The organism is Acidithiobacillus albertensis, assembly GCF_001931655.1.
Classification (GTDB): Bacteria; Pseudomonadota; Gammaproteobacteria; order Acidithiobacillales; family Acidithiobacillaceae; genus Acidithiobacillus; species Acidithiobacillus thiooxidans.
Window position 1 is genome coordinate 1,072,652 of record NZ_MOAD01000001.1, and the last position, 26,082, is coordinate 1,098,733.

The window sequence follows — 26,082 nt, forward strand, 5'->3', positions numbered from 1 at the left end:
AAAGAGGTCTGGATAAGCAGCGCGAGAGCTGAAAATGCAAGTAATAAAACGCATGAAATCTTTTTATCAGAATTTTGAAAATAAATTCCAGCTGCAATAAAAATCGGGATATCTATATAGAGCAACCTAAAAGTTGAAGAAGGTCCTTGAACTGAACCAATGAACCATATGTATCCCAATAAAACCAGTAGACTATATATTGATAACAAATACTCCTTGAATTTATATAGTATCCAGGTTGAATACATTGCCATGATTATGCTGAAAGTATTAGTTATGTATTCAACTGATCCTTCAGGAGATTTGCTGGTGGGTTGCAAAAAGAAAATTGACCGGAAGAAGCTCCCATATCCACCGCCGAAAATTGGGGAGAGCGTGACTAAATTTATTATACGATCAACAATGGATTTATATCCCCAAGCTTTTTGTACATCCACAAAAGCGAGTGCGTTGCCAAAAGCAATTTGTTGGTACAACATAAAACCGATAATCCCAAAAAGAGACAAGGTGGCAAAAAATATAACCTGAAAAAACCCAGAGATTTTTTTTTTGGTTTTTTTCGAACATAATTTTATTTGCATAGGCTAGAGTTATTGTGGCACTTAAAAATACTAATAATGCTCCTCCGGCAGTGCTTATTCCCGCAGCTATTGCCGCTAGGAAGTATTTTTTTCTGTTGAAAGCCAGTAAAGTGGCTATAACAAGCAGGTTCATGATAGAAGTTGGGTAGGCAGATACGAAAAAAGTCGCGCCTGGATAAAGTGCATAAGCAGCTGTAGCAAATAGTGATGCATTTTCATGCAATCTCGTTCGCGCTAAAGCGTGAAATGCATAGATTGATGCAACCCCAAAAAATAAAGCTGGGAAAATAGTCGCAACTCCGTTTTGTAGGCCAAATAATTGTCCTAAAACTTTCATTATAATAGGGTATAATGGAAAAAAAGCTATATTTTGCTGGACATTCGGGTTGCCATTATAACTATATCCATGCTGGACGATGTCCATGTACCAACCGGCATCCCAGTGTATTAAAGATTGTATAATATTTGGGATTTGATCGTACGTGGCGTTAGGTATAAAAAAATACTGACTTAACCATATCCCAGCCCAAATGGTGAACAAGAATGTTATGACTATTTGATCAACTGGTTTTGTTTTTATTAAGTTCACTATTCGATCTCTGCTGGTTTTTCCATGTATTACGGACAAGATATATAGGGCGATGCTTGCTTTCTTCGTAAATCCTTCCAAGATATTCACCAATGACACCAAGCGCCATCAATTGCACTCCGCCTAAAAACAGCAGGGTGACCATCATGGAAGGATATCCCTTGACAGGGTTTCCATAAACCAGGGTGCTGATAATCAGCCACAAGGCATAAAGGAAAGCCAGGCCGGAGACGATAAAACCCAGATAAGCCGCTAATTGTAGTGGCACCTGGCTGAATGAAGTAATGCCTTCGACGGCAAAATTCCATAGTTTCCAGTAATTCCAGGTGGTTTTGCCGCTATGTCGGGGCGCACGATGGTAGTAAACATTGGTGCTGCGGAAACCCACCCAGGCAAACAGTCCTTTCATGAAGCGTCGGCGTTCTGGGAGGCTTTGTAAGGCATCCAGTACCGGACGCGACAAAAGCCGGAAGTCACCCGTGTCAGCGGGAATATCTACGGCGCTCATCCGGTTGATTGTCCTGTAAAAAAAATGGGCAGAAGCGCGTTTGAGCCAGGACTCTCCCTCCCGGGAGAGACGTACGGCGTTGACCACATCATAACCGTCGTACCATTGGGCAATCAGTTCAGGGATGAGCTCGGGAGGGTCCTGCAGGTCTGCATCCAGAGGAATGGCGGCATCGCCTTGGGCTGCGTCCAGACCGGCGGTCAAAGCGGCTTCTTTTCCAAAGTTGCGGGATAAGTCTATGACCTGAATCCGAGGGTCTTGTTGGTGCAGGGCGATCAGCTGCAGGAGGGTATCATCGGTGCTGCCATCGTTCACACAGACCATTTCCCAAGGTTCACCACAGGCATCCATGATGCCGCTCACCCGCTCATGAAGGATTTTCAGGTTGCCCGATTCATTATGGCAGGGAACGATGATGGAAACGGTCATTGCATGTTTTCGTTATGATATAAGTAGCCTGCGGCGTTAATTGCGAAAGTTAGCAGGCTCAGACCGCTTCGGTCAATTCCGAATCAATCCTCCATACTGGAAAAATGGCTGCTCATTGGCTATAGTTCGGGATGCCTTTTATCACGGGGCTGGGATGCGCACACCCGGCCCCTTTCTTGTTATAGGTGATCCATTATGCAACTGATCGGCGAAGCTCTGACCTTTGATGATGTCCTGCTCGTACCTGCCCACTCTGCAGTGCTCCCCCGCAACGTCCAGATTTCAACACAGTTGAGTCGACGCATCCGCCTCAATATTCCCTTGTTGTCGGCTGCCATGGATACGGTGACGGAGGCCACCATGGCCATCGGGCTGGCGCAGGAAGGTGGTATTGGTATCGTCCATAAAAACATGTCACCGGATCAGCAGGCCGCTTTGGTGCGACGGGTCAAAAAATTTGAGGCCGGAGTCATCAAGGATCCCATCACTACGCGTGCCAACGTCAGCATCCGTGAGGTGCTACAGATTATGGCTCTGCATGGTATTTCTGGTGTGCCGGTGGTGGATGGAGAACATCTGGAAGGGATTGTGACCCACCGTGATCTGCGTTTTGAAACGCGCATGGATGCGCCCGTAAGTAGTGTGATGACGCCCAGGGAAAGGTTGGTTACTGTTCCGGAAGGTACCAGTCTGGATGCAACCAAAGCGCTATTGCATCAGCATCGAATTGAAAAAATTCTGGTCGTTAATGAAGACTTTGAGTTACGCGGTCTGATTACGGTCAAAGACATTCGCAAAGCCACGGAGCATCCACTGGCTTGTCGTGACGCCCAAGGCCGTTTGTTGGTTGGCGCGGCCGTGGGTGTGGGGGAGGGCACCGATGCCCGGGTGCAGGCACTGGCTGAGGCCGGGGTTGATGTCATCATTGTGGATACGGCTCATGGCCACAGCCAGGGCGTTCTGGATCGGGTGCGCTGGATCAAGGAACGTTACCCGGACGTGGATGTCATTGGCGGCAATATCGCCACCGGTGAAGCGGCCCTGGCCCTGGTGGAAGCGGGCGCGGACGGGGTGAAGGTCGGTATCGGGCCGGGCTCTATTTGTACCACCCGGATTGTGGCCGGTGTCGGCGTGCCGCAGGTGACGGCTATCAGTAATGTGGCTGATGCCCTGGCCAATACCGGGGTACCCCTGATTGCCGATGGTGGCATTCGTTTTTCGGGTGATTTTGCCAAGGCACTGGCCGCCGGAGCCCACTCGGTGATGGTTGGTGGTTTACTGGCGGGTACGGATGAAGCGCCTGGAGAAATTGAACTTTATCAGGGCCGCTCTTATAAAGCTTATCGCGGGATGGGTTCTTTGGGCGCTATGCAACAGGGGTCGGCTGATCGGTATTTTCAGGACGCCAGCCCGGAAGCACCCAAGCTAGTTCCGGAGGGTGTGGAGGGCCGGGTTCCCTACAAGGGGCCGGCTGGACAGGTGATTCATCAATTGCTGGGTGGATTACGTTCCAGCATGGGCTACTTGGGGGCCGAAGACTTGACCGCCTTACGCAATCGCGCCCGTTTCATCAAGATCACACAGGCTGGCGTTCGTGAAAGTCATGTTCACGACGTTAATATTACCAAAGAAGCCCCTAACTACCGGGTGGAGTGACTCATGCAAGAACGCATCCTGATTCTCGATTTCGGTTCCCAGTTCACCCAGTTGATCGCCCGGCGGGTGCGTGAAACGCATGTTTATTGCGAAATACATCCGCATCATATGTCGCTGACGGATATACAGAATTGGGAACCCCAGGGCATTATTCTGTCGGGAGGGCCTGCTTCTGTTCACGATCAGGATGCACCCATGGTGGATCCGGGTATATTTGCGCTGGGTCTGCCGATTCTTGGTATTTGTTATGGTCTGCAATTAATGGCTCATGTGCTGGGTGGCGCAGTCGCCAAAGCCGAACATCGGGAATATGGGCGCGCCCAGCTGCAGATTCAGGAAGCTTCGGGGCCTTTGTTGCCTTTTAAAAGCGCGGATGCCACCGAAGAAGTCTGGATGAGTCATGGTGATCGCATTGAAAAAATGCCAGACGGATTTCGGATTCTGGCCAGTAGCGCCAATTCCCCTTTGGCGGCTATTGGCGATCCGTTGCGCCATTTTTATGGCGTGCAATTTCATCTGGAAGTAGTCCATACGCCGCGCGGGGCAGAAATGCTCACGGCCTTTGTGCGTGGTGTTTGCGGTTGTCACGGTCAATGGACCATGCATTCCTATGTGGACAGCGCCGTAGCCACCATTCGCGCTCAGGTCGGCAAGGGTAAAGTCATTGCAGCTCTGTCTGGAGGCGTGGATTCGGCTGTGGCGGCTGTTTTGATTCATCGCGCCATAGGCGATCAATTGACCTGTATTTTTGTGGATAATGGTTTATTGCGTTTCGGTGAGTCCGAAAAGGTCCAGACGGTTTTTCGCAATTATTTTCAGATTCCATTACAGGTCGTAGATGCCCGGCAACGTTTTCTGGATGTGTTGGATCAGGTTACGGACCCTGAAAAAAAGCGCAAGGCTATTGGCAATTTGTTCATCGAGATTTTTGAGGAAGAAGCCAAAAAGGTGGAAGGTGCCGATTTTCTGGCGCAGGGCACCTTATATCCCGATGTCATTGAGTCAGTTTCATTCAAGGGTCCCAGTGCCACCATCAAATCCCATCATAATGTTGGCGGGTTGCCGGAACGCATGCATCTGAAGCTGGTGGAACCTCTCCGGGAATTATTCAAGGATGAAGTCCGGGAGCTGGGTCGGGAATTGGGCATGCCCGAAGAAGTCATTCGTCGACAACCCTTTCCTGGCCCTGGTCTGGCGATTCGTTGTCTGGGGGCCATTGATGCGTCACGCCTGGAGATACTGCGGCGTGCGGATCGCATTGTCATGGAAGAAATTCGCGAGGCTGGATTATATGATCAGCTTTGGCAGGCTTTTGCCGTGTTGCTGCCCGTGAGGAGTGTGGGGGTCATGGGCGATGCCCGCACTTATGATGAAACCATTGCCCTGCGTGCGGTAGAGTCGTCCGACGGGATGACGGCGGACTGGGCGCATTTGCCCTACGCAGTTCTCGGCCGCATTTCCACCCGAATCATCAATGAAGTATCGGGTATCAATCGGGTGGTTTACGATATTTCTTCCAAGCCACCGGCCACCATTGAGTGGGAGTGATCTGAAAATATTTCCCAGCCTGCATTCATGCAGGCTTTTTTGGAGTTATCTGGTATAGACGGATATATCGTGACAATTGCCTTATCGCGGGGCTTTATTATGGCATCGCGCGATACTGCGTCATTTCAAGCTGCTGGAGTGGGCATTATCAATTCCTGGTAAAAAAATAGTTCATCCATATTGGACTGGATTATTAGTATAGTCGATTAAATAATGGATTAATTATGTGGATAGTTTGCAATTGCCATATTATGTTTATTTTTTTATAATAATATGTTATAATTAAAATATATTTGATGAAATTTAGGCGGACATGAGAAATAAATCACCGGATAAATCGCGGAATTTATTGCAAACGAAAGCACAACGTTGGGTTGTAAAAATAGGCAGCAGTCTTCTTACGGATGAGGGAAGAGGCCTCGATCGAAAGTCCATAGGCGGCTGGGTCCGACAAATTATTGCACTTCGCCGTTCCGGCATTGAAGTCATTCTGGTTTCATCAGGGTCAGTCAGTGCCGGAGTGCAACGTTTAGGTTGGTCGCAACGACCAGCGAATCTTAAGGAACGTCAGGCGGCCGCTAGTGTTGGTCAATCCGCTTTGATTCACACCTATGAAAAACTTCTTCGAGAGTGCGATGAACCCAATGAAATGCCCATTCATTGTGGTCAGGTTTTATTGACACACGATGATCTGCGCAGCCGACGCCGCTATCTGAATGCCCGTTCTGCCTTGTTGACCTTACTCGAAATGAATGTTTTGCCAATCATCAACGAAAATGACACAGTTTCTTACAATGCCATCAATCTTGGTGATAATGATACGCTTGCCGCTGTGGTCAGCAATTTGCTGGATGCGGATTTGCTGGTCATTCTAACGGATCAGGATGGGGTGTTTAATGCCGATCCGCGCAGCAATCCGGACGCGCAGCTACTTACAGAAGTTAATGCTGGTGCCGCCATGCTGGAACGGATTGCCGGTAGTGGCGGTTCGGGTGTCGGCACCGGTGGTATGCTTGCCAAGGTGCGTGCAGCAACTCGTGCTGCCCGTTCCGGCACATCCACCATTATTGCCAATGGTCGCTGCGACAATGTCTTACTGCGCATTCGCGATGGCGAAGCTCTGGGTACTTTCATTCATGCCCGACTTCCCAAACTGGATGCGCGTAAACGCTGGCTGGACGGGCATTTGCGGGCAAGAGGAACGCTGCACCTGGATGCTGGCGCGGTCCACGCGTTAAAGCAGGATGGCGGGAGTTTGTTACCGGTTGGAGTAACGGCTCTGGAAGGCAATTTCCATCGCGGGGATCTGGTGCTCTGCAAGGATCCCGATGGTAATGTGTTTGCCCGAGGCCTGGTCAATTGGGACGCTAACGTGGTGCAACGCTGTCTGGGTAAAAAAAGTGCGGAAATTACAGATGACCCCGATGTGGCAGAAGGGGTCATGATTCATCGCGATAATTTATTAATTCACTGATTGCCTGGTTCTAGTGGATCATGAATGGTCCCGGTAGCCTTATCTACAGGAAGAATTTGACTGGGAATAAAGTGCACATCCTGTTGCTGGTGGGCCAGACGAATATTGTGACGTAACAAACTCTCCACGACCGATGCCCGCAAATCGGTTTGGACGTTAAAACTTTTGTTGCAGTCATCAAGATAAACACGCAAGTAAAACTGCAAGGCATTTTCACTGACATCCAGCAACAAGGCAGTTGGAGGAATTCCACGCGGGTCATCCTGCAGAACATCCGGATGATTTTGCCCTTCCTTGACCAACAATTCTTTGACCAGTTCAATATCCGCGCTATGGGCAACATTAAATGGAATCATCAGGCGCAGCACACTGTTGGTATACATCCAGTTGGTTACCTGACCAGAGATGAGCTCGGAGTTGGGTACAAAGACTTCGGTACGATCAAAAGTCAGGATCAGTGTGTAACGAATACTCATTTTTTCTACATAACCCTGGGTGCTGCCGACCTGAATCCAGTCACCCACCCGAATCGGTCGTTCGAGTAACAGGATCAACCCAGAGACAAAATTATTGACAATATTTTGTAATCCAAAACCAATGCCCACTGACAGTGCGCCCGCAATAATGGCGAGATTATGGAGGGCTACACCGGCTGTTGAAAGGGCAATAAGTATGGCAATAATAAAACCTGTATAACGTACAATAGACAGAATTGAATGACGTGCACCGCTTTCCATATGACCAATAATACGGGAATTATCAGAAAGATAGCGTTGCACAAATGTATTGATATTAATCAGCAGGATCAATAGTCCAATGGCAATAATCCAGCGGAAAGGTTGAAGATGAAAGGTTCCAACGGTAAACCCGGTAATGAAATACTTCCATATTAATGAGAAGCCGGTATGGGTGAGCCCCCAGGCGTAAAGAATGAAGGCGCCAATTCCCAACCAGACGGCAATATGACTCAGCGCACTGAACCAGCCAAGCCAAGGTAGTGCTTGATCATCCTTGAGTCCCAGACGTAGCTTCAGCACATGTTGCCAGCGACCATCTTTACGCGCGGTGTAATTCCAGAAATCACTGAGCCCCCAGGAAATAAACAGGCCAATACCCAGTGCTAACAAGGACATCAGCAGGCCAAAAAACAGATAGTTGGTTAGATTGCGATAACCCAGTAATGTAAATACAGCTGTTGCCAGCAGCGCAATCAGTATAATAATCCGCAAAAAAGGGTAAGCTTTAAAGGGCTTTTTACCCCCGGCTTCCATGACCAGTCGGATTACCGCGCTGATCACCAAAAGATGATAAATCGACCATAATAAAGCCTGTTGTTGCCTGTTCAGGAAATCCTGTGGAGCGGTAATAATCCAGCTCACCGCAAAGGCGGCTAAAAAAGCAATAAAACGCAGGGTACGCAATGTGGAACGTAAGGTTTTCGGACCCCAGGCGAAATGATGAAAAACGACTCCACTAGGACGTAATGCCCAGGTGACCAGAATCGCCAGCAAGGCATAGCCTCCCCAGGTTATCAGCACAATATCTACAAATGGAGAAAGGACCCCTGTAAAGTGCGCTGCTAGTGCCGTTGCGGAAACGCCGGCAACAATGGGTAAGTAGTGATAGAGACTTTTTTGCGCTGCCGATAGTTGCGTTCCAAGCTTTGTGCTCTCGGGAAGTGATTTACGTACAATCAGCAGTAATAAAAAAACAAATAGACCAATGGCTATGGATACCTGAAGGTTTTTCTGGGCAAAAATGAAGCGATGATTGCGATGAAACCAGTAGTTTCTCTCCTGCGTCCAGGTACTTGAACTTACAGCCCAAAAAGTATTAATCTGTGCCCATATATTTTGATCCTTACGTAATAGTATTTGCGCATGCAGATTGTCACGCTTTTTCTCAATTTCTTGTTCCAAGTCAGTGCTGGCTACCGCAATAACTTTGCAGGTAGCAATTTCTCCCTGCAGATCTTTCTGTCGAGTGAGTAGTTTTGTTCTTAATGCCGTCAGGTTTTCTGGTTCACCGGTGACCGCAGGCCCGAGAATTCCCAAGCCATTATCAGTCTGTTTAAGCTGATTATTCTTGTCGCTGATGCACTTCTGTGCATGGTCTTTGATGATGCTGGTGCTTTTATGCCAATTAAGAAGCTGCTGCATATCAACTGGTTGTTCTAATTGTGTATGTATTTCCTGCAGAATTTTGCTGTCCTGATCAATTTTTGTGCTGGTAGATGCATCAGCAGAAAAAGAAAAAACCAATGTTATAAATATAAGAATATTAATGATAACAGTGTACATGGAATTGTTTTTAAAGTGTGAGCCGTGCCGTATCCAAAAAGAAGATTTTCGTTCTGTCACAATAACTCCTATTTATGGCAGTAAGATAATATTCAACAAATATCAGGATGAATAAATATAGCATAATCTGGCATTAAAGACCTAATCCTTAGGCTGTAGCCAAATGACCGCAGTATGGTCAGATCATTAAAAACCGGTCTGTGAACGAAAAGGGGCGTCTGCTTGTCGGGGTATGGAGACAGGCTGGGCGAGTATGTAGGGCGTGCATGGCTAAGATAATCATTTTGTCAGAATTTGATCCTATTCATGAAGATGACGTAACTACCGGTAGAGAAAAGATTTTACTTCTGATCCGGCTAAAGGAATGAGAGTTTTTAATAACTGGCATGCAGTTTGCTTAAGCATACCATTCTCCCTGAATCGAAAAAGGACCTCTCATGAAAAAGTCACTCAGCAATATGATTTTTGTTCTGCTGCTTGCCACGCCTTTTATGGCCTTGGGGAGCTTTGTGCATGCCGTCACCCCTTTACATAACCAACTGGCGCAAGGGTCTTTGCCTCACCCTATTGTTCACGGTGAATATCAGGCAGTACGCGTTATGGGTAAAACTGCCGCGCATCTTGAATCCGCTGGCTGGCTGCAGTTGCATCCGGACAAGTTAAAAGTTCGCACCTGGTCACTCTAACTGGCCAAGGCCTTTCGGGCACTGCGCTTCAACAGGGGCAGTGCCATTTTTTGTAAGGTGGGTGGTAGGGATACCGGTTTTAGCAGCATTTTAATTGCCATTTCAAAGGGATAGTGGCGGCTGACCCAGTCTCCCATCCGTTCCCGGAATGCCGCAAAGTCCTTACCTGAAAAAGTTTGCCCAGGATTTTTTACTTCAAAAGCATTTTTGATGGCTAAATAGCTATCTTCCTGATCGACTTCCGACACTCTTTTCCAGAGTTCCCGGCCAATGCGCCAGCGTGAATTTTTTTCCTGCTGCTGATAAGCCTGAAAGAATTTATAAAAGTATTTGTAGTGGTGGACTTCATCAGCACGAATGCGCCCAGCCAGTAAGCGGAGAACCGGTTCCGGGCTGGCGGACTGAATCATGGTGTAAAAACTGGCGGTACCTGTCTCTACGACGCAGCGAGACGCCATTTCCAGCGCCTGGCTAGGACCCAATAAATCTGTCTGGCAGTAGGGCATGTAAGCTTGCACAAAGCCTTTATAAGCGTGGTCCCAGTCGAAGTCTGGCCAGATCTGCAGGACATAGGCTTTCAGGGCCAATCCATGCTGAACTTCTTCCTGCTCCCATTCTTTGCTGAGCCATGCAGTAGCCGCAGCATTCTCCTGAAAGTATTCCACCAGATTGCGGGCATAGAGGTCAGAAAGCGTTTCCACAAAGGAGGCTCCTGCCAGCAAATAAAACCAGTCTGTCTGATCAACTATTCTGGTTTTTTCTATGCTTGCATAGGGTATATCTGCCAGAGTCCAGGTTGGATGCTTTCTCATAGTGGGGATGGCAACGGGCATGGATTGAGCCGTCTCCTTTGGGGCGGATGAAATCGGGTCAAAGATTATAGCCCAGATCATGGTCATTGGCGCCAGCCTGTGCAAAAGCTTCCCGTCTTTTCTTGCACTGGGGGCAAAAACCACAGTGTTTTTCGCGCCCCAGCAGGCAACTATAGGTTTTTTTCCAGGGAACGTGCAAACGATTCCCCTCAAGTATGATGGCAGCCTTACTGAGTTGAATCAGAGGCGTTTCCAGTTGCAAATTCAAAGTGCCCAGGGTGTTTGTGATGGCATTTTGAAAAGCGGGACGTGAGCAGGTATCTACCTGCGCATCATCAGCGCTGAGACCTATCACAATACGTTGAATATTCAAATTGCTGGCAATCGTCGCAATGGCAGCAATAGCGAAAAAATTACGATGGGGCAGGGGGACATGGTACCGTTCAGCGCGCAATGCTCCAACGGCATTTCCAAAAGCGGAAAGATCATAGCGCTGTGCTTGGACTTGCTGATTTTCACTGAGCCTTTGCACGGCTTCCCATTCCTGTTGGGCAGCGCGTTGCGCATAGTCCAGAAAAACCGGTTGGGGGCACTCAGTTTGGGCAAGCTGAAATAACAGCGTGCTGCTTTCTACCCCGCCGCTCATCAGCAGCAGGCAATTTGCGGTTTTGGGCCGGGCCACGTCCAGAGACATCGGGTCTGGCGACATTGGGTCGGGCTGGCGTATGATCGCAGCGGTTTCGGTATGAGTGTTCATGGAGATTAAAGATAACATGAGTTCATGCGTCAGTGTGCATCCGGTCAATCCTCAATGGCGCCTGCTGGAGCCGGTACTGGATGTGTTACGGGCGGGTGGGTTAATTGTTTTTCCGACAGACACCTGTTATGCCTTGGGTTGCATGGTTGGGGCTCGCGCCGCCCAGGAACGGCTGCGGCGTATCCGGCAGCTGGATTTGCAGCATGATCTTTCCCTCCTGTTTCCGGGAATTGCCCAACTCGCAGAATATGCCAAGTTGGATGACCGCGCTTTTGCTCTGCTGCGTAAAGCCTTACCTGGACCTTATACTTTTATTTTGCCAGCCACCAAAGACGTTCCTCGGCGTTTGGCGGATCCTAAAAAACGGAGTATCGGCGTGCGTATTCCAGCTCATCCCATTTGTGAAATGCTCCTGGCAGAGTTGGGTGAACCCTTGATGAGTTCGACACTGCAATTGCCTGAATCTGATATTCCGCTGATTGATCCAGAAGAAATTTGCACGCTGCTCGGTAACCAGGTGGATAAGGTGATCCTCGCCGAACAGGGGCGGGCCCAATGCTCGACCGTTATTGATTTGTTGCAATGGCCTCCGCAATTGCTGCGCAAGGGGGCCGGAGATCCGGCGGCTCTGGGGTTGGAATAATCCTGGTAACAGCCATGGGCCGAGAAGCTTTTTGCTCCAACGTCCCTTGCCTGTTGTTCTAAGGCTCATCCTGCTGTCAGGAGAGAACTCGCCCTGAGGGCTCAAACAGCTCTCCTGACGGGCACAGGATTTCGCCAAGAACAACAACGGCGCGGGCCAAAGTCGCGGCAAAGCTTCTCGGCCCATGGCTGTTACCAGGACAAGGGTCTCGCAAATGGGCTGCATTAGGTGGCCGGTAGTTCCTGCTGATATACTCGCGACCATGTTTGATCTCACACATTTTGTTCGTACCCTTGCGATCTGGGCGATTCCGGTGCTGTTTGCCATCACCGTGCATGAGGTCGCCCACGGCTGGGTGGCCTGGAAGCGAGGCGACCCCACGGCGATGCTCATGGGTCGTCTGACCCTGAATCCGGTGAAACATATTGATCCTTTTGGAACGATTATCCTGCCGGGTATCTTGTTGCTGTTTCATTCCCCCTTTTTATTTGGATATGCCAAACCAGTGCCGGTGAATTTTAGTGGCCTGAAAAAGCCGAAAACGGACATGGTCTGGGTAGCTATCGCCGGACCCGCAGCCAATCTGCTGATGGCCATTTTCTGGACAGCCATACTGTGGTTGGGTGGACACCTTCCCGGCACCCTGGCTTATGTCGCTACGCCCATGCAGTTGATGGGCGAGGCGGGCATCATCATCAATGTCATCCTGATCATTTTCAACCTGATACCGATTCCGCCACTGGACGGTGGTCGGGTTGCTGTAGGCTTGTTGCCGGCTTCTGCCAGTATCGCCCTCAGCCGGGTTGAACCTTATGGATTTATTATTCTCATTGTGCTGCTTTTTACCGGCATTTTGTGGAACGTACTGGGCCCATTGTTTTTGTGGGTTTATCATTTTTTCCTGGCAGTAGGTGCTGGATAATGAAAGAAATTATTGTCTCTGGAATGCGCCCGACCGGGCGTTTGCATATTGGTCATTATCATGGCGTACTGAAAAACTGGGTACGCTTGCAGGATCAGGGCGAGTGCTATTTTTTTGTGGCAGACTGGCATGCCCTGACCACCCATTATGAAAGCGTTGAGGGCATCAGTACCGCCGTTTGGGATATGCTGGTTGAGTGGCTGGCGGTGGGAATTGATCCGGATAAAGCAGTTCTATTTATTCAGTCGCATGTTCCCCAACATGCCGAATTGGCCCTGCTGCTGGGGATGCTGACGCCTTTGTCGTGGCTGGAGCGCGTGCCGACTTTCAAGGACCAGCAGGAAAAACTGCGGGAACGGGATCTGGCGACCTTCGGTTTCCTCGGATATCCGCTGCTGATGACGGCGGACATTCTGCTGTATGAGGCCCAACAGGTGCCCGTAGGGGCCGATCAGGTGGCGCATCTGGAAATCAGCCGGGAGCTGGCTCGACGTTTCAACAGCTTTTATGGCCGTGATGCGGAAACCCGGCAGCAGATTGAAAGAGGGTTGCAGGCCATGGGCAAGCGTGCTGCCAAAACTTTTGCTCAGTTGCAACAGCGTTTTCAGCAAAATGGGGATTTGTTGGCCGTCACTGAAGCCGCTGAATTCCTCCGGCAACAGGCAGGATTGAGTCCGCTGATGCAGGCGCAGTTATTGGCGCATCTGGAAGGGAAGGGCCGTGAAATTCTTCGCGAACCCCAGGCGTTACTGACTGCCGCTTCCAAATTGCCCGGCCTCGATGGCCAAAAAATGAGTAAATCCTATGGGAATACCATTCCCTTACAGGAAGACCTGGAACAGATTCGCAAGAAAATCCGTACCATGCCTACTGATCCGGCGCGCGTCATGCGTACTGATCCGGGTACTCCGGAAAAATGTCCGGTATGGGGTTTTCATCAGGTATATTCCAGTGAGGAGACGCGAAATTGGGTACGTCAGGGTTGCACCAGCGCTGGTATTGGTTGTCTGGATTGCAAACAGCCTGTGATTGAAGCAGTGCTCGTGGAGTTGGCACCGATTCGCGAACGCGCCGAATACTGGGCAGCGCGTCCGGAACAATTGCGGGAAATTGCCCATGCTGGCGCGCAACGTGCCCGTAACAGGGCCGAGCAGACTATGGAAAAAGTGCGCTCCGCCATGGGCTTGGCTCACGAACTGGGTATTGGTTGAGTGGTATTCACGTGACGGTGGTGAATGCTGGTATGGGGCAGGCTGTACAGGTCAATGGTCAGCCTCTGGACAGCTTACCAGAGGGCTTGTTTATTCCTCCCGATGCCCTGGAGTTGCTTCTGGACAGCTTTTCCGGACCTCTTGAATTACTGCTCTGGCTGATTCGTCGTAACCGTATGGATATTCGCGATATTCCGGTGGCGGAAGTCACCCGTCAGTATTTGCAGTACCTCCAGGAAGCCCGGCGGCGGAATCTGGAGCTGGCAGCAGAATATCTGCTGATGGCCGCCTGGTTGGCGGAAATCAAGGCAAGAATGCTGCTTCCGGTGCCGCCCGCCTGTGAAGATGAAGACATGGACCCTCGACTGGAATTGGCGCGCCGCCTGGAAGCCCTGGCCCTGGTGCAAAGCCAGGCAGAAATCCTCCAATCTTTGCCGCAGTCAGGGCGCGATTTTTGGATGGTCAACCCGGTCACCTATGCGGCATTGCCCTCATCTCCGCCTCTGCTCGAACTGGGTGATATCGCTGCGGCCTGGTTGCGTATACAGCGGCGCCCCGAGCGACGTGATCAAACTGTCCATCAGCTTTCCAACCCGGCCATGGGTTTGCGGCAGCGCATGGTGGAAGTGCTGCTTTGCTGTCGTCGGGATCAGCGTCCCTGGCAACTGCTTGAGTTGTTGCCGGAGTTGAGTCGGCAGGCCTTGGCTATATCCTTGTTGGCCATTCTGGAGTTGTTGCGCCAGGAAGCCTTGCAATTGCTTGAAGACGGTGCCGGTGGTTGGCGGGTAAGTATTGCGGGCATGGAGGTTCCGCAGCATGCGTGAGGCCTTGCTGGCTTTGTTTTTGTCCAGTGCAGAACCACTGTCGCGGGAACAGCTCGCTGGCATTTTCGCCGACGACCCGGAATATGCGGGTTGGGAAGCGGCACTGGAGATTTTACTGGCCGCTGGTGAAGGTCCCATGCAGCTGATCGCCGTTGCAGGTGGATATCGTCTGCAGATTCATCCTCGCCACCATGGGCTGTTAGCGCGCTTGCATGTAGAGGCTCCCCGCCCATTGAGCAAAGCGGTGCTGGAAACATTGGCGGTTATTGCCTATCAACAGCCTGTTACCCGTCCGGAAATTGAACACTGGCGGGGAGTATCGGTAGGTGCGAGCATCATGGAGCAGTTACAGGAGCTTGGCTGGATTGCTGTGGTAGGTCACCGCGAAAGCCCTGGTCGTCCGGCGCTTTGGGCAACTACTTCTGAATTTATGCAGCATTTTGCTTTGGCTTCCTTGGGAGATTTGCCCGTAGTAAGGACCGATAAATAGAAAGATTATTTTAATATTAGAAAAAACTTATTTGACGGCTTGATAATATGGTCGCATATTTTTGTGGAATTTGTTGATGGCGGTTAATAAAAAGAGGCCGGCATCCGCATTGGGTTAGATGTGGTCAATAATGTGACGAGGAGCAGACCAATGGCACATGTAGTGATTTTAGGGGCAGGTACAGGTGGCATGCCCGCAGCTTATGAAATGAAGGAAGCCTTGGGTTCCGGGCATGAAGTGACGCTCATCAGCGCCAATGATTATTTCCAGTTTGTACCATCTAATCCCTGGGTGGGCGTGGGCTGGACCAAACGGGATGATATTGCTTTCCCCATTAAACCTTATGTAGAACGCAAGGGCATTCATTTTATTCCCAAGGCAGCGGAAAAAATTGATGCTGAAGGCCAGGAAATTACCCTGGCTGACGGAAGTAAGGTGCGTTATGACTATCTGCTGATTACCACCGGACCGAAACTGGCTTTTGAAAATGTACCGGGCTCCGATCCGCACGAAGGCCCCATTCAGTCTATTTGTACGGTGGATCATGCGGAAAAAGCCTATCATGACTATCAGGCGCTTCTGGCCGAACCCGGTCCCATTGTGATCGGTGCCATGGGCGGTGCCAGTTGTTTCGGGCCAGCTTACGAATATGCTATGGTTGTAGCTTCCGACCTTAAAAAGCGCGGCATGCGTGACAAAATCTCTTCCTTTACTTTTGTGACCAGTGAGCCCTATTTGGGTCACCTGGGTATTCAGGGCGTTGGTGATTCTACTGGAATCCTGAGCAAGGGGCTCAAGGAAGAAGGTATTGAAGCCTACACCAATTGTAAGGTCACCAAAGTAGAAGGTGGCAAAATGTTTGTCACCCAGGTCAATGACAAGGGTGAAGTAGCCAAGGAATTCACCTTGCCAGTCAAGTTCGGCATGATGATTCCTGCTTTCAAGGGGGTTCCTGCCGTAGCGGGTGTTGAAGGCTTGTGTAATCCGGGCGGCTTTGTGCTGGTAGACGAACACCAGCGCAGCAAAAAGTACGCCAACATTTTCGCTGCTGGCATTGCCATTGCGATTCCTCCGGTGGAAGCCACACCGGTGCCTACTGGGGCCCCGAAAACCGGCTACATGATCGAATCCATGGTTTCTGCTGCGGTGCACAATATCAAAGCGGACCTGGAAGGTCGTAAAGGTGAGCAGACCATGGGTACCTGGAATGCCGTCTGTTTTGCTGACATGGGTGATCGCGGCGCAGCTTTCGTAGCTCTGCCGCAGTTGCGTCCCCGCAAGGTTGACGTATTTGCCTATGGTCGCTGGGTGCATCTGGCCAAGGTGGCCTTTGAAAAATATTTCATTCGCAAGATGAAAATGGGTGTTTCCGAACCTTTCTATGAAAAAGTGCTGTTCAAGATGATGGGCATCACCCGCCTCAAGGAAGAAGTGCCGCCACATCGTAAAGCTTCCTGAGCATCACCCGCAGCATAACATCAGACCCCGCCTTGCGCGGGGTTTTTTATCCTGAAAACTACCCATAGGGCATGTCCGGAGATTTTTGAACAATGGATGAAAAATTACAAAAAGTTTTGGCACGCTTTGGTCTGGGATCCAGAAGACTTATGGAACAATGGATTGCTGCCGGTCGTATTCAGGTGAATGGGCTGGTCGCCAAGCTGGGGGATCGGGTCACAGCCCACGATAAAATATCGGTAGATGGTGAAGCCTTGCGGATTCCCTCCTGGGTTCGCCCGCGTCTGCGGGTGCTGCGTTACCACAAGCCGGCAGGGGAGCTGACTACCCGGAATGATCCCGATGGTCGTCCAACTGTTTTTGATCGCTTGCCCAAGTTGCGTGGCAGTCGTTGGGTGGCCGTTGGCCGTTTAGACTATAACACGGAAGGACTCCTCCTTCTCACCAATGATGGGGATCTGGCCAATGCCTTGATGCATCCCCGTGCGGGCATTGAAAGAGAATACGCGGTCCGCATATTGGGTGTTTTGAGTAACGAACAGCAAATCCAGCTTTTGAAAGGTGTGGCGCTGGAAGATGGGGAAGCGCGATTTCTCAAAATTGAAGAAGCCGGCGGTGAGGGAGCCAATCACTGGTATCACGTCACTCTTGCTGAAGGTCGCAATCGGGAAGTGCGCCGTCTTTTTGAAGCCTTGGGCCTGGCAGTCAGCCGTTTGATTCGAGTGCGCTATGGCGTGGTGGAAATGCCGCGTTTACTCAAAAATGGTTATTTTGATGAATTACCCGATGAAGAACGAGATAATCTGCTGGCTAGCGTCAAATGGGTGAATCCGGCAAGACCGATGACCGAGCATGGAGTGGCAGATTCCAAATCGCACAACTCAAACAGATCATCATCGGAGCGGCATCCAGGGGCATCTCGTTCATCGAGGTACAAATTTTGAACGAATGTATTATAATTGATTCATATGTAATATTTGTGTTACTTTGCTCGTGTAAGCATGCTGAGAGAGTGTTCATATGGAACTCACGACCCAATCCAGAAGCCCCGTTAACGAGGTGCGGACTTATTTATTGGTACCGGAAAACAAGATTCAAGAAGTTACGCGGGCACAGTGCCTTGATCCGGAGAAGGATGATGCGAATATTTCATGGATGACAACAGTTTTGTTTATTATTCTTTCAGAGGTCATAGGTTTTTTTGTCAAACTATTTCGTTGAAGCTTGATAATATTCACCGATAATTTCCCAAGCAGCAAAAATTATCCGAGTGATGATATGTGCTGCGAACCATATAACAAAAAAACGTAATACATCCATTATTATAGGTATCCAGAAAGGGAACTCCCCACCGAATCCCAAGGGCTGGGGTAGCAATCCCCATTCAGCAGCAATAATGGCCAATAACCAGGTGATCGCCCAACTTTTTACGCTGGCAGTAGGGCTACTGCGGCGCTTGGGCTTGAATTTCTGATCAACTATTGGTTCTTCTTTCTTGTCCTTTGCCATGATATCTCGTAGTTATTTTTTAGTGACCCATGACATGGTCGCGCAGTTTATCCAGTTGTTGTTGCACCATGGTGCTGAGACTTTTCAGCTGATCGGCACCAGTATGAACGGCGGCATTATCTCCTTTTTTTAAGGCATTAATAATGGCGATTCCCAACTTATGTACTTGCGGATGAACCTGCTGTACAGCAATAAAGGCTTCGGATTGAGCGATGGGAGTTTCCAGCATGCTGTCCATCCATTGCCCTAAACGGCACTGGTGGTGGTCCTTAATGTTGTTGATATCAATTTGGCTGGCTTTATCAGTAATCGCTTCCAGAATTCGGCTGACCCATAAAACATGGTCTGCCTTAACCACGGTCAGTCGAGTGGCCAGTGCCGGATCACCCTGCATGGCCGCTTCACTGGCGTGCGCCAGTTCATCACGAACATGGTCGAGACACTGGCGGATAGCCTGGAATTGCTGAGCAAATTGTCCCATGGACTGCTGCAATGCATTCATGTGTGTACCCATGCTTTCTGCGGCGACAACTTCCCGGGCACTCCCACTGACAATGTTTTCAATGTTTCCACGGGTTTTTTGTGCAGACTGGTTGGCCATACCCAGGACCTCGGCAACTGTTTCGAGAGCATCTCCGCCACGACGCAAATGTTCCACACTGGCGCTGACGCCCGTTTCAACTTGTATGGCTCCTTTGTTTATGGTGGTTGCAGAACTACGTATATCAGCAGCAGCACGAGCAGAACTTTGCGCCAGTTTTTTGACTTCATCGGCAACTACCGCAAAACCGCGCCCATGTTCCCCGGCGCGTGCAGCCTCAATAGCCGCATTGAGAGCCAGCAGGTTGGTTTGCTTGGCAATTTCCTGCACTTTGCCTGCCAATGTGGTAATAGTACGGGTTTGCTGCAGAAAAGCCTGTACAGTTTCCCCCATGGATGTGACGGTTTGCTCGACGAGATCCATTTCGCCAATTAACACGGAAAGCCGTTCGTTTCCCATCTGCACATCATGTAAGGTCGCTTCGGCCAGCGACTGGTTGGAGCCAATACTGTCAGCCGTGCTGCGCACCGCTTTTATGACCGCATCGGCCTGATCATACAGAGATTGGCTATCCAGCTGTGCAGTACGTAAATCCTGCTCTAAGTCCATACCCAGCAAGTGACTTTCAGCAGTTTGCTCCAGGGCTGTAACTTGATGATCCAGAACTTTACAGCTTTGCCAAAGACGTGCTTTTTGCCAATCACAAATCGGCGTAATGGTTTTTCCGAGTTCAGGATCATCTCGAATTAACTGTGCCGTTTCTGCGTCACCATCCAGGCAGGCAGAAAACAGGGAAAGCAGAGTATGGTTTTCAGTGGACATGGCGTAGCCTCGTCATGGTGAGATTTTAGTGAGAATGAATAACGCTCGTAATAGCGCGAGCCAGATCATCCGGTAAAAATTTTGCTACGTAGCCATCCGCGTTGACACTGCGCGCATGGGCTTCATTGGCGGTACCAGATAGCGATGAGTGAATGACGACCGGTACATCGCGGAGGGCTTCATTTTCTTTAATATGACGGGTCAATGTAAATCCATCCATTTCGGGCATTTCAAGATCGGTCAAAACCAGTGCGACCTTGTCACGAAGTGGGGTGCCTGACGCTTTGGCATCTTGCGCGAGCTGTTTTAAACGTTCAAGTGCTTCCTTGCCGGTTTTGGTTCCTATAAAAGCCAAGCCCAAACTTTTCAGGGTTTTTTCGATCTGATTGCGCGCGACACCAGAATCATCGGCATAAAGAATGACGGCACCTTTGGGAATTTCTATGGCATGTTGTTGTACGAGTTCATCTCCGGCTTTGAAACGCGAAGGTAATACCTGACGAAGAATGTGTTCCACATCCAGCACCAGAGCCAGGCGTGCGGTTTCTTCGTCCTCATCAAGCCGTGCCAGACTGGTGACCAGGCCGCCTACTGAGGCACCCTCCGCAGAAAGTACGCGACTCCACTCCAGTCGGACAATTTCTTCGACATCTTCAACGGCAAATCCTTGCACAGAACGCTCATATTCTGTAACCAGCAGAATATTTAATCCGTCTGTTTTGCAGCCGACCACCTCTGGTAAATTAATCACGGGAATGATTTGTCCACGTATGTTGGCGACGCCCATCACATGCTCAGGCGCACCGGGCATGGGCGTGATTTTGGGCATGACCAGTGCTTCACGGACCTTGAACACATTGATCCCAAAAAGTTCGCGGCTATTGATTTTGGGATCCGTGCCGAGACGGAATACCAGCAGCTCAAACTTGTTGGTGCCCGCAAGCTGGGCGCGTTCATCAACTTCCCGCAGTAACTGATTCATGATCCAATCCTCAATAGGTTTTTTGAATGATCGCGCTTAGCGCGTCCATATGCTGGAAAATATTATCCCGACTATCCAGGACCTGCCGCAGTAATTTGCCAGTACTTTCCTGATCACCGGCTTGATGTGCAGCCAGTAGTTCCCGCGCGCGTTGATGGAATTGCCGATGCGGCTCGGCCAGGGCGACAAATTCAGCTTCATTGCCCAGAAGCTGCCTCCCTGTTCCTTCATACCATGAGCCCAGAGCACACTGATGTTGGTCCTGCAGATCATCCGGACTCATTGGTGACCCATTATCACTCACGGCATTTTGCAGGCGGTGAACCAATGCTTCATGACTTTGACGGGCGGCATCCAGGGTCATGGATACCGCTAGCGTACGTAAATTTTTTATTTCTTTTTGCAGATTGCGCGTCACATCCATGGATTGCTGCGCCTGTTGCTGATTGTTCTGTGCGGCACTATCAATATTTTTTGCCGTTAAATTGACGGCTGTTATATTGTTTTGCACTTCGTCTGTGGCATCCTGGACACGTTTGGATAAATTCCGGACTTCATCAGCTACTACGGCAAAACCTCGACCATGTTCTCCGGCACGAGCGGCCTCAATGGCGGCATTTAATGCAAGCAGGTTGGTTTGATAAGCAATTTCGCGGATAGTCTGGGCGATGCGGCTGATTGCAACTACCTGATTCATGAGGGACTGCGAGGCTTGATGGTTATCATCAATAGCTTTTGTAAGTAACGTCAGGTTTTTGTTGACTGTTTCCATAGCCGAAGCAGCTTCAGCGGAGGTATGGGTGAGTATACGCGCATTTTGGGTCGCATTTCTGGAGCTACTTTCCGAAAATTCATCCATAGTACTCTATTCCCTTTAATGGTTAATTGATCCCGGTACCGACATTGATTTTGTCGAACCAGTCCAGAAAGCGCTTAACATTGTCGCCACTATAAATAGCCCCATGCTGTGGGCAGAGATGTTGTATATCTAATTGGCTTACCCGCTCTATCCAGTTTTTCTTGGCGGCATTGGAAGGCATCCAGCGTTCATGAAAATATTTGGCTTTCTTGATATGTTCTTCAAAAGCGCGCCCGGTTTTATCGCGTCGGTCTACCCATGCGTCATGACCGGGGGGTAATAATGCGGCACCCACATCACCGGAAAACAAAATTTTTGCCTCTGGATCATAAACATGAAAATTAGCTGAAGAATGCAGGTAGTGAGCCGGTATAAACTCCAGGCGCCGCCCTCCAATCATCACATCTCCGCCCTCATCAGGAATGTTTTGCAGTGGGGCATTGAGCGCACCATAATGACGGATAAAACCTTCCCATAGCTTGGGAACGTGCCATTCCATTTTATCATTACAGGCATGCCATAGCGGCAAGCTGGAAGCAATATCGGGGTCCTGATGTGAAACAAAGGCTGCTTTCAGGCTGGAAGGCGGAATGACTTCCACCATGGCTGCAAAGACCTGGGGAAAAATCTCAAATCCGCCTGGATCCAGAATGATGCTTTGTCCGTTCGATTCGATGACGTAAACATTGGAATCAATGACCCGATGTTCGTCCTGATCGTAAATGATCCACCAGCGATGGCTGCCTGCTTCAAAGACGGGTGCTGCTTTCATGTTCCAGACTCTCCAATTGATGGCGATAGCTACGAATCGCCTGCGCGACGGTGCGGACGGCTTCGCCCATATCTCTGGAAACCCGCATCAGCGGAGCTCCGGTTCTTTCTGCAAGTGCCGCTTCGATTCGGCCGTTGGTGACTACATATTCTTGTTCTTCAATACCTTCTTGAAGTTGTTGAACGGTTTCCAGGAGATGGCCCAAAATTTTGACAGCTTCGACTTCTTCCTGCTGAATAACTTTTTGCCAGGTGTTCTGGGTGCTGATCAGGTTGGGACAAGCCTTGCCATGGATCGGGCTGTCACTCAGCATTTCCTGGAATGATTGAGCAAAGCGCTGATGCTGCAAAATGCGCATATAAGCTTCAATGAGTGGCGCGATACTTTCCTGAAGATGAGAGGCTGATGTCTTTAAAATGGCTGCTCTTTCCCGGAAGGCCTGGGCTACCACGCCATAACCGGCCAAGGCGTTACCATGACGCTTGACCAGCACCATGGCATTAAGTGCGCGCCGGTCAATTTCACGCAATGCCTTTTCGATACTTTGCCGTGCTGCAAAGGACGCGTCTACGACCCTCATGATGTGCTGAATATCCATCAGGCAGCTCCCTTACAGGAAACATTTATAATGGTCGAATCTCCACCATGATCAATAACATGGTTAGCCAGGGCGCCGGCATCGAGAATCAGCACGACATTACCTTTTCCGGAAATGGTAGCGCCCTGGTACCAGTTCTGCTCAGCGAGGAAATCAATGGGTTTGACCACAGAGTCCTCGTTTCCAAGCACTTCAGAAACCATAATCAAACCCCGCTCTGTCAATATCCCCTCTATCGGTTCTGATCCTAAACGGAGGGGGCGATCATGAAGAAGTCTGCCGAGATCGACCATGGGGATGACTTCAGTACCGTCTACCCGATAGACACTGCGACCACTCATGCGATGAATCCGGCTTTCCTGTATATCTAACAGACTTTCGATGCTGGATACCGGAAGCGCGTAGATTTCCCGCCGCAAACGCAGGTAAAGCACGGGTAGTACCGCCATGGTCAAAGGAAATTCCATGGAAATACTTGTGCCTAAACCCGGTTTGGTCTGAATATCCAGGCGCCCACGCAGCTTGCGAACAGTTTCCTTGACCACATCCATGCCGACACCTCGTCCGGAAATGTCGGTAACCTGATCATTGGTAGAAAATCCGGGGCGGAAAATCAGTTCAACCGCTTCCTGTTCCGAGAGGCGCGCCGCCTGCTCTGCAGTGATGACTCCTTTATCCACGGCTTTCCGGGTAACAAACTGACTGTCAATACCGCGCCCGTCATCGGAGACTTCAATACGCACCTTATCGCCCAAATGAATAGCAGCAACTCTGATTTTGGCACTGCGCGCCTTCCCTGCGGCCTGGCGATCTGCAGGTAACTCAACGCCATGGTCGAGACTGTTACGGAGCAAATGGGTCATAGGACCAGATAGTGCATCGACCACAGCTTTGTCGATTTCAACGTCTTCGCCCACAATTTCGAGCGCAACTTCTTTGCCGAGTTGCCGGGAAGCGTCCCGGACTACTCTGGGCAACTGCTGAAACAGACGCTTGCAGGGTTGCATACGCAGACGCATGACGGTGCTTTGAATGTCGTTGACGGTGATGTCCACTTCGCGGGCGATGCGCAGCATGTCTTCATTTTCTTCGCCCAGGCTGCCGATGGCAGAACTCAGTCGGTTACGGAGCAAAACCAGTTCACCCACCTGATTCATTACGGCGTCCAGACGGGCGGCATCGACGCGCAATGTAGTATCGGCTGCTTCTTGCGCAGCGGCGGCGCTGCGTGCGGGGGGGGCTGCTTTGCTTGCATTGGTTGCTTCCGAGGATGGATTGGTCGTTGTGCTGACTGATTGTGTTGGCGGAGCAATCTCGGCAGTGGCTTTTTCTGAATCTATCGAACTTGCAGAAACGGTTGCGGTAAGGGCGGGTTGTTCATATCCTGGAGCTTGCTGGCCGTAAAGTTGATCCAGCACCTGCTCAAACTCTTCCGGCGAAATTTCGTCACTGTTCAATTGGCCGGAATCGGACGCACTGGTAACCCCTGGGGCCTTGTTTCCATAAAGAGCGTCCAGAGTGGCCTCAAATTCTGCGTCGGTAATTTCATCCGCTGCAGTCTCGCTGGAAGATGCGGATTCCGTGCGTTCCAGGAACAGTCCAGATTCACCAGCAGCTGTGGGTCGCTGGCTGACCAATAGCGTGGCTTCCGGAGGAAAGGGGTTGGAAGGTGTTGCGTCACTTTCGATCGGTCCATTTACAGAAACTTGCTCTGCGCGTTTTCCTGCTGCCAGTTCCTGAATAAGCTGGCCGAGTTCTTCTGGTCCTGGCCCGGGATATTCTCCACAGGCAAGCTGTTGCAGCATATCATCAATCACGTCAAGGCCGCGCAGGATGGCATCAATCATCGCTCCATTAACGACCAGGGTATGGGAACGCAGCTTGTCCAACAGATCTTCCAGATGATGGGTCCAACTGACGAGATGATCGGCTTCGAGAAATCCGGCACCCCCTTTGAGGGTATGAAAAGCCCGGAAGACAGAGGCGAGCACCTCATCATTGTTCGGATCGGATTCCAGACGCAGGGTGTCGTCCTGAGCTTTTTCGAGGAGTTCCCGAGCTTCCGGCAAGTAATCCTGCAGAATTTCCATATCCATGCTTTTTAGATCCCCAGTTCTGCCAGCAAGCTATCCACTTCTTCCTGATTGATGCTGGGATTAGCCTCGGCGGTTGCGGCGTTTTCCTCTGCGATACTGCTGGCTGATTCCATACCGGCTTCTGTCAGGGTAAGGCGTATGCGCTCTTCAACGGCCTGAAGCAGGGTGATGGCTTTTTTCAGCCGTTGACCGGCAAGATCCTGCCCCTGTTGGCTGGCCAGAATAACGAGCAGGGCGCTTTCAATGTCTTTCAGGGGCTTATCAATATAGCTATTGTGCGTGTTGCGAATGATGGTTACCGCATCTTGCGCTCTTTCGACAGCGGCAAGAGTGGCCATAGTCTGCTCTTCGGTTAAGCGCAGTGCTTCTTCCAGAGGGTTTTGTGCGCCGGACAAATTTTCTTCGGCAGTATTGGCGATTCGCTTCAGGCCTTCACGCAGCAGTAACTCGGCCTCACTGAGCAGACGATTAGGATCCAGCGGATTTTGTGTGGTCATCACTGGCCTCCCTGAGCCGCCTGAAGACGCTTGAACACGCTATCCAGCTTTTCTTTCAGGGTGTCGGCCGTAAAAGGCTTGACGATGTACCCGTTGACTCCGGCTTGGGCTGCTTCCAGGATGTTTTCGCGTTTGGCTTCAGCTGTGACCATGAGTACCGGAATATGTTTGAGTTGTGGATCTGAACGGATGGCACGCAGCAGATCAATTCCCTGCATATTGGGCATGTTCCAGTCGGAAACAACGAAATCAAAGGGTCTGCTGTGCAGTTTCTGTAGTGCCTGAACGCCGTCCTCAGCTTCATCAAAATTGCTGAAACCGAGTTCGCGTAACAAATTGCGTACAATGCGCCGCATCGTAGAGAAGTCATCCACCACTAAAATGTGGATGCCCTTGTCGACCTGATCAATACCCATAAATGCTGATCTCCTCCTTGAGTCGTACTCCATCCGTTGCATACGGAAAAGCAATTCCTGTACCACCTGTCTGGATGGAGTAGTGCAGATGTTCTGCTTTTC

The 26,082-nt window shown here is 50.2% G+C and carries 25 protein-coding genes and 1 pseudogene; 11 read left to right on the forward strand and 15 right to left on the reverse strand.

Annotation, left to right across the window (positions count from 1 at the left end):
• Positions 1 to 408: 408 nt before the first annotated feature.
• On the reverse strand, positions 409 to 1,260 hold the full coding sequence (locus BLW97_RS19005) for a mannosyltransferase family protein (RefSeq protein ID WP_341465656.1): 852 nt from the start codon (positions 1,258 to 1,260) through the stop codon (positions 409 to 411).
• On the reverse strand, positions 1,142 to 2,107 hold the full coding sequence (locus tag BLW97_RS05615) for a glycosyltransferase family 2 protein (RefSeq protein ID WP_075322598.1): 966 nt from the start codon (positions 2,105 to 2,107) through the stop codon (positions 1,142 to 1,144). The genes BLW97_RS19005 and BLW97_RS05615 overlap by 119 nt, the downstream gene beginning before the upstream one ends.
• Positions 2,108 to 2,302: 195 nt before the next feature.
• Here BLW97_RS05615 and guaB point away from each other — a divergent pair, with 195 nt between their 5' ends.
• From guaB to proB, 3 genes are all read left to right on the forward strand, one after another.
• The gene (gene guaB / locus BLW97_RS05620) at positions 2,303 to 3,763 is read left to right on the forward strand and encodes an IMP dehydrogenase (RefSeq protein WP_075322599.1); all 1,461 of its coding nucleotides are present in this window, start codon (positions 2,303 to 2,305) and stop codon (positions 3,761 to 3,763) included.
• A 3-nt stretch (positions 3,764 to 3,766) separates the two neighbouring features.
• Entirely contained in the window at positions 3,767 to 5,311 is a 1,545-nt protein-coding gene (gene guaA, locus BLW97_RS05625) for a glutamine-hydrolyzing GMP synthase (protein WP_075322600.1), read from the forward strand.
• Between the two features lie 313 nt (positions 5,312 to 5,624).
• Positions 5,625 to 6,785 carry a glutamate 5-kinase gene (proB, locus tag BLW97_RS05635; RefSeq protein ID WP_075322601.1) on the forward strand — a complete coding sequence of 387 codons (1,161 nt, stop codon included), beginning with the start codon at positions 5,625 to 5,627 and terminating at the stop codon, positions 6,783 to 6,785.
• On the opposite strand, the gene BLW97_RS05640 is transcribed toward proB, so the two are convergent.
• Positions 6,779 to 8,944, reverse strand: coding sequence for a mechanosensitive ion channel family protein (locus BLW97_RS05640; protein ID WP_242947705.1), 2,166 nt, complete (start codon positions 8,942 to 8,944; stop codon positions 6,779 to 6,781). The genes proB and BLW97_RS05640 overlap by 7 nt on opposite strands.
• Positions 8,945 to 9,522: 578 nt before the next feature.
• On the opposite strand from BLW97_RS05640, the gene BLW97_RS05645 reads away from it, so the two are divergent.
• Positions 9,523 to 9,771 carry a hypothetical protein gene (locus tag BLW97_RS05645; protein WP_075322602.1) on the forward strand — a complete coding sequence of 83 codons (249 nt, stop codon included), beginning with the start codon at positions 9,523 to 9,525 and terminating at the stop codon, positions 9,769 to 9,771.
• On the opposite strand, the gene BLW97_RS05650 is transcribed toward BLW97_RS05645, so the two are convergent.
• Both BLW97_RS05650 and BLW97_RS05655 read right to left on the reverse strand, forming a co-directional pair.
• Positions 9,768 to 10,604, reverse strand: coding sequence for a ferritin-like domain-containing protein (locus tag BLW97_RS05650; protein ID WP_075322603.1), 837 nt, complete (start codon positions 10,602 to 10,604; stop codon positions 9,768 to 9,770). The genes BLW97_RS05645 and BLW97_RS05650 overlap by 4 nt on opposite strands.
• Positions 10,605 to 10,641: 37 nt before the next feature.
• Positions 10,642 to 11,340 (reverse strand): 7-cyano-7-deazaguanine synthase, encoded by a 699-nt coding sequence (locus tag BLW97_RS05655; RefSeq protein ID WP_158025128.1) that lies wholly within the window; start codon positions 11,338 to 11,340, stop codon positions 10,642 to 10,644.
• A 16-nt stretch (positions 11,341 to 11,356) separates the two neighbouring features.
• On the opposite strand from BLW97_RS05655, the gene BLW97_RS05660 reads away from it, so the two are divergent.
• From BLW97_RS05660 to rluB, 7 genes are all read left to right on the forward strand, one after another.
• Entirely contained in the window at positions 11,357 to 11,983 is a 627-nt protein-coding gene (locus tag BLW97_RS05660; RefSeq protein ID WP_010640035.1) for an L-threonylcarbamoyladenylate synthase, read from the forward strand.
• Positions 11,984 to 12,197: 214 nt separating this feature from the next.
• Complete coding sequence (locus BLW97_RS05665; protein WP_010640319.1) at positions 12,198 to 12,905, forward strand: site-2 protease family protein; 708 nt, start codon at positions 12,198 to 12,200, stop codon at positions 12,903 to 12,905.
• Positions 12,905 to 14,116, forward strand: coding sequence for a tryptophan--tRNA ligase (locus tag BLW97_RS05670; RefSeq protein ID WP_075322604.1), 1,212 nt, complete (start codon positions 12,905 to 12,907; stop codon positions 14,114 to 14,116). The genes BLW97_RS05665 and BLW97_RS05670 overlap by 1 nt, the downstream gene beginning before the upstream one ends.
• Positions 14,113 to 14,940: a segregation and condensation protein A gene (locus BLW97_RS05675; RefSeq protein ID WP_143214853.1), complete on the forward strand. Its 828-nt coding sequence runs from the start codon at positions 14,113 to 14,115 to the stop codon at positions 14,938 to 14,940. Before BLW97_RS05670 ends, BLW97_RS05675 begins: the two co-directional genes overlap by 4 nt.
• The gene (gene scpB / locus BLW97_RS05680; RefSeq protein ID WP_024892663.1) at positions 14,933 to 15,430 is read left to right on the forward strand and encodes an SMC-Scp complex subunit ScpB; all 498 of its coding nucleotides are present in this window, start codon (positions 14,933 to 14,935) and stop codon (positions 15,428 to 15,430) included. Before BLW97_RS05675 ends, scpB begins: the two co-directional genes overlap by 8 nt.
• 150 nt (positions 15,431 to 15,580) lie before the next feature.
• Positions 15,581 to 16,888: a sulfide:quinone oxidoreductase gene (locus BLW97_RS05685; protein ID WP_075322605.1), complete on the forward strand. Its 1,308-nt coding sequence runs from the start codon at positions 15,581 to 15,583 to the stop codon at positions 16,886 to 16,888.
• A 92-nt stretch (positions 16,889 to 16,980) separates the two neighbouring features.
• Complete coding sequence (rluB, locus tag BLW97_RS05690) at positions 16,981 to 17,832, forward strand: 23S rRNA pseudouridine(2605) synthase RluB (protein WP_075322606.1); 852 nt, start codon at positions 16,981 to 16,983, stop codon at positions 17,830 to 17,832.
• A 265-nt stretch (positions 17,833 to 18,097) separates the two neighbouring features.
• Here rluB and BLW97_RS05695 read toward each other — a convergent pair whose 3' ends face one another.
• From BLW97_RS05695 to cheY, 10 genes and pseudogenes are all read right to left on the reverse strand, one after another.
• Positions 18,098 to 18,397 (reverse strand): hypothetical protein, encoded by a 300-nt coding sequence (locus BLW97_RS05695; protein WP_031569819.1) that lies wholly within the window; start codon positions 18,395 to 18,397, stop codon positions 18,098 to 18,100.
• Between the two features lie 19 nt (positions 18,398 to 18,416).
• Entirely contained in the window at positions 18,417 to 19,760 is a 1,344-nt protein-coding gene (locus BLW97_RS20195; RefSeq protein ID WP_031569817.1) for a methyl-accepting chemotaxis protein, read from the reverse strand.
• A 25-nt stretch (positions 19,761 to 19,785) separates the two neighbouring features.
• Positions 19,786 to 20,742 carry a chemotaxis protein gene (locus BLW97_RS05705; RefSeq protein ID WP_010640337.1) on the reverse strand — a complete coding sequence of 319 codons (957 nt, stop codon included), beginning with the start codon at positions 20,740 to 20,742 and terminating at the stop codon, positions 19,786 to 19,788.
• A gap of 10 nt (positions 20,743 to 20,752) precedes the next feature.
• A complete protein-coding gene (locus BLW97_RS20390) occupies positions 20,753 to 21,166 on the reverse strand; it encodes a CZB domain-containing protein (protein WP_404812155.1) in 414 nt (137 codons plus the stop codon).
• Positions 21,167 to 21,178: 12 nt separating this feature from the next.
• A pseudogene (locus tag BLW97_RS20395) lies at positions 21,179 to 21,601 on the reverse strand (methyl-accepting chemotaxis protein); the annotation flags it as partial.
• 22 nt (positions 21,602 to 21,623) lie between these two features.
• Positions 21,624 to 22,373 (reverse strand): oxygen-binding di-iron domain-containing protein, encoded by a 750-nt coding sequence (locus BLW97_RS05715; RefSeq protein ID WP_075322607.1) that lies wholly within the window; start codon positions 22,371 to 22,373, stop codon positions 21,624 to 21,626.
• On the reverse strand, positions 22,351 to 22,971 hold the full coding sequence (locus tag BLW97_RS05720) for a hypothetical protein (protein WP_031569810.1): 621 nt from the start codon (positions 22,969 to 22,971) through the stop codon (positions 22,351 to 22,353). Before BLW97_RS05720 ends, BLW97_RS05715 begins: the two co-directional genes overlap by 23 nt.
• Complete coding sequence (locus tag BLW97_RS05725) at positions 22,971 to 25,067, reverse strand: chemotaxis protein CheA (RefSeq protein WP_075322608.1); 2,097 nt, start codon at positions 25,065 to 25,067, stop codon at positions 22,971 to 22,973. The genes BLW97_RS05720 and BLW97_RS05725 overlap by 1 nt, the downstream gene beginning before the upstream one ends.
• 5 nt (positions 25,068 to 25,072) lie before the next feature.
• Complete coding sequence (locus BLW97_RS05730) at positions 25,073 to 25,564, reverse strand: protein phosphatase CheZ (protein WP_075322609.1); 492 nt, start codon at positions 25,562 to 25,564, stop codon at positions 25,073 to 25,075.
• Complete coding sequence (cheY, locus tag BLW97_RS05735; RefSeq protein WP_010640349.1) at positions 25,564 to 25,980, reverse strand: chemotaxis response regulator CheY; 417 nt, start codon at positions 25,978 to 25,980, stop codon at positions 25,564 to 25,566. The genes BLW97_RS05730 and cheY overlap by 1 nt, the downstream gene beginning before the upstream one ends.
• Between the last annotated feature and the right edge of the window lie 102 nt (positions 25,981 to 26,082).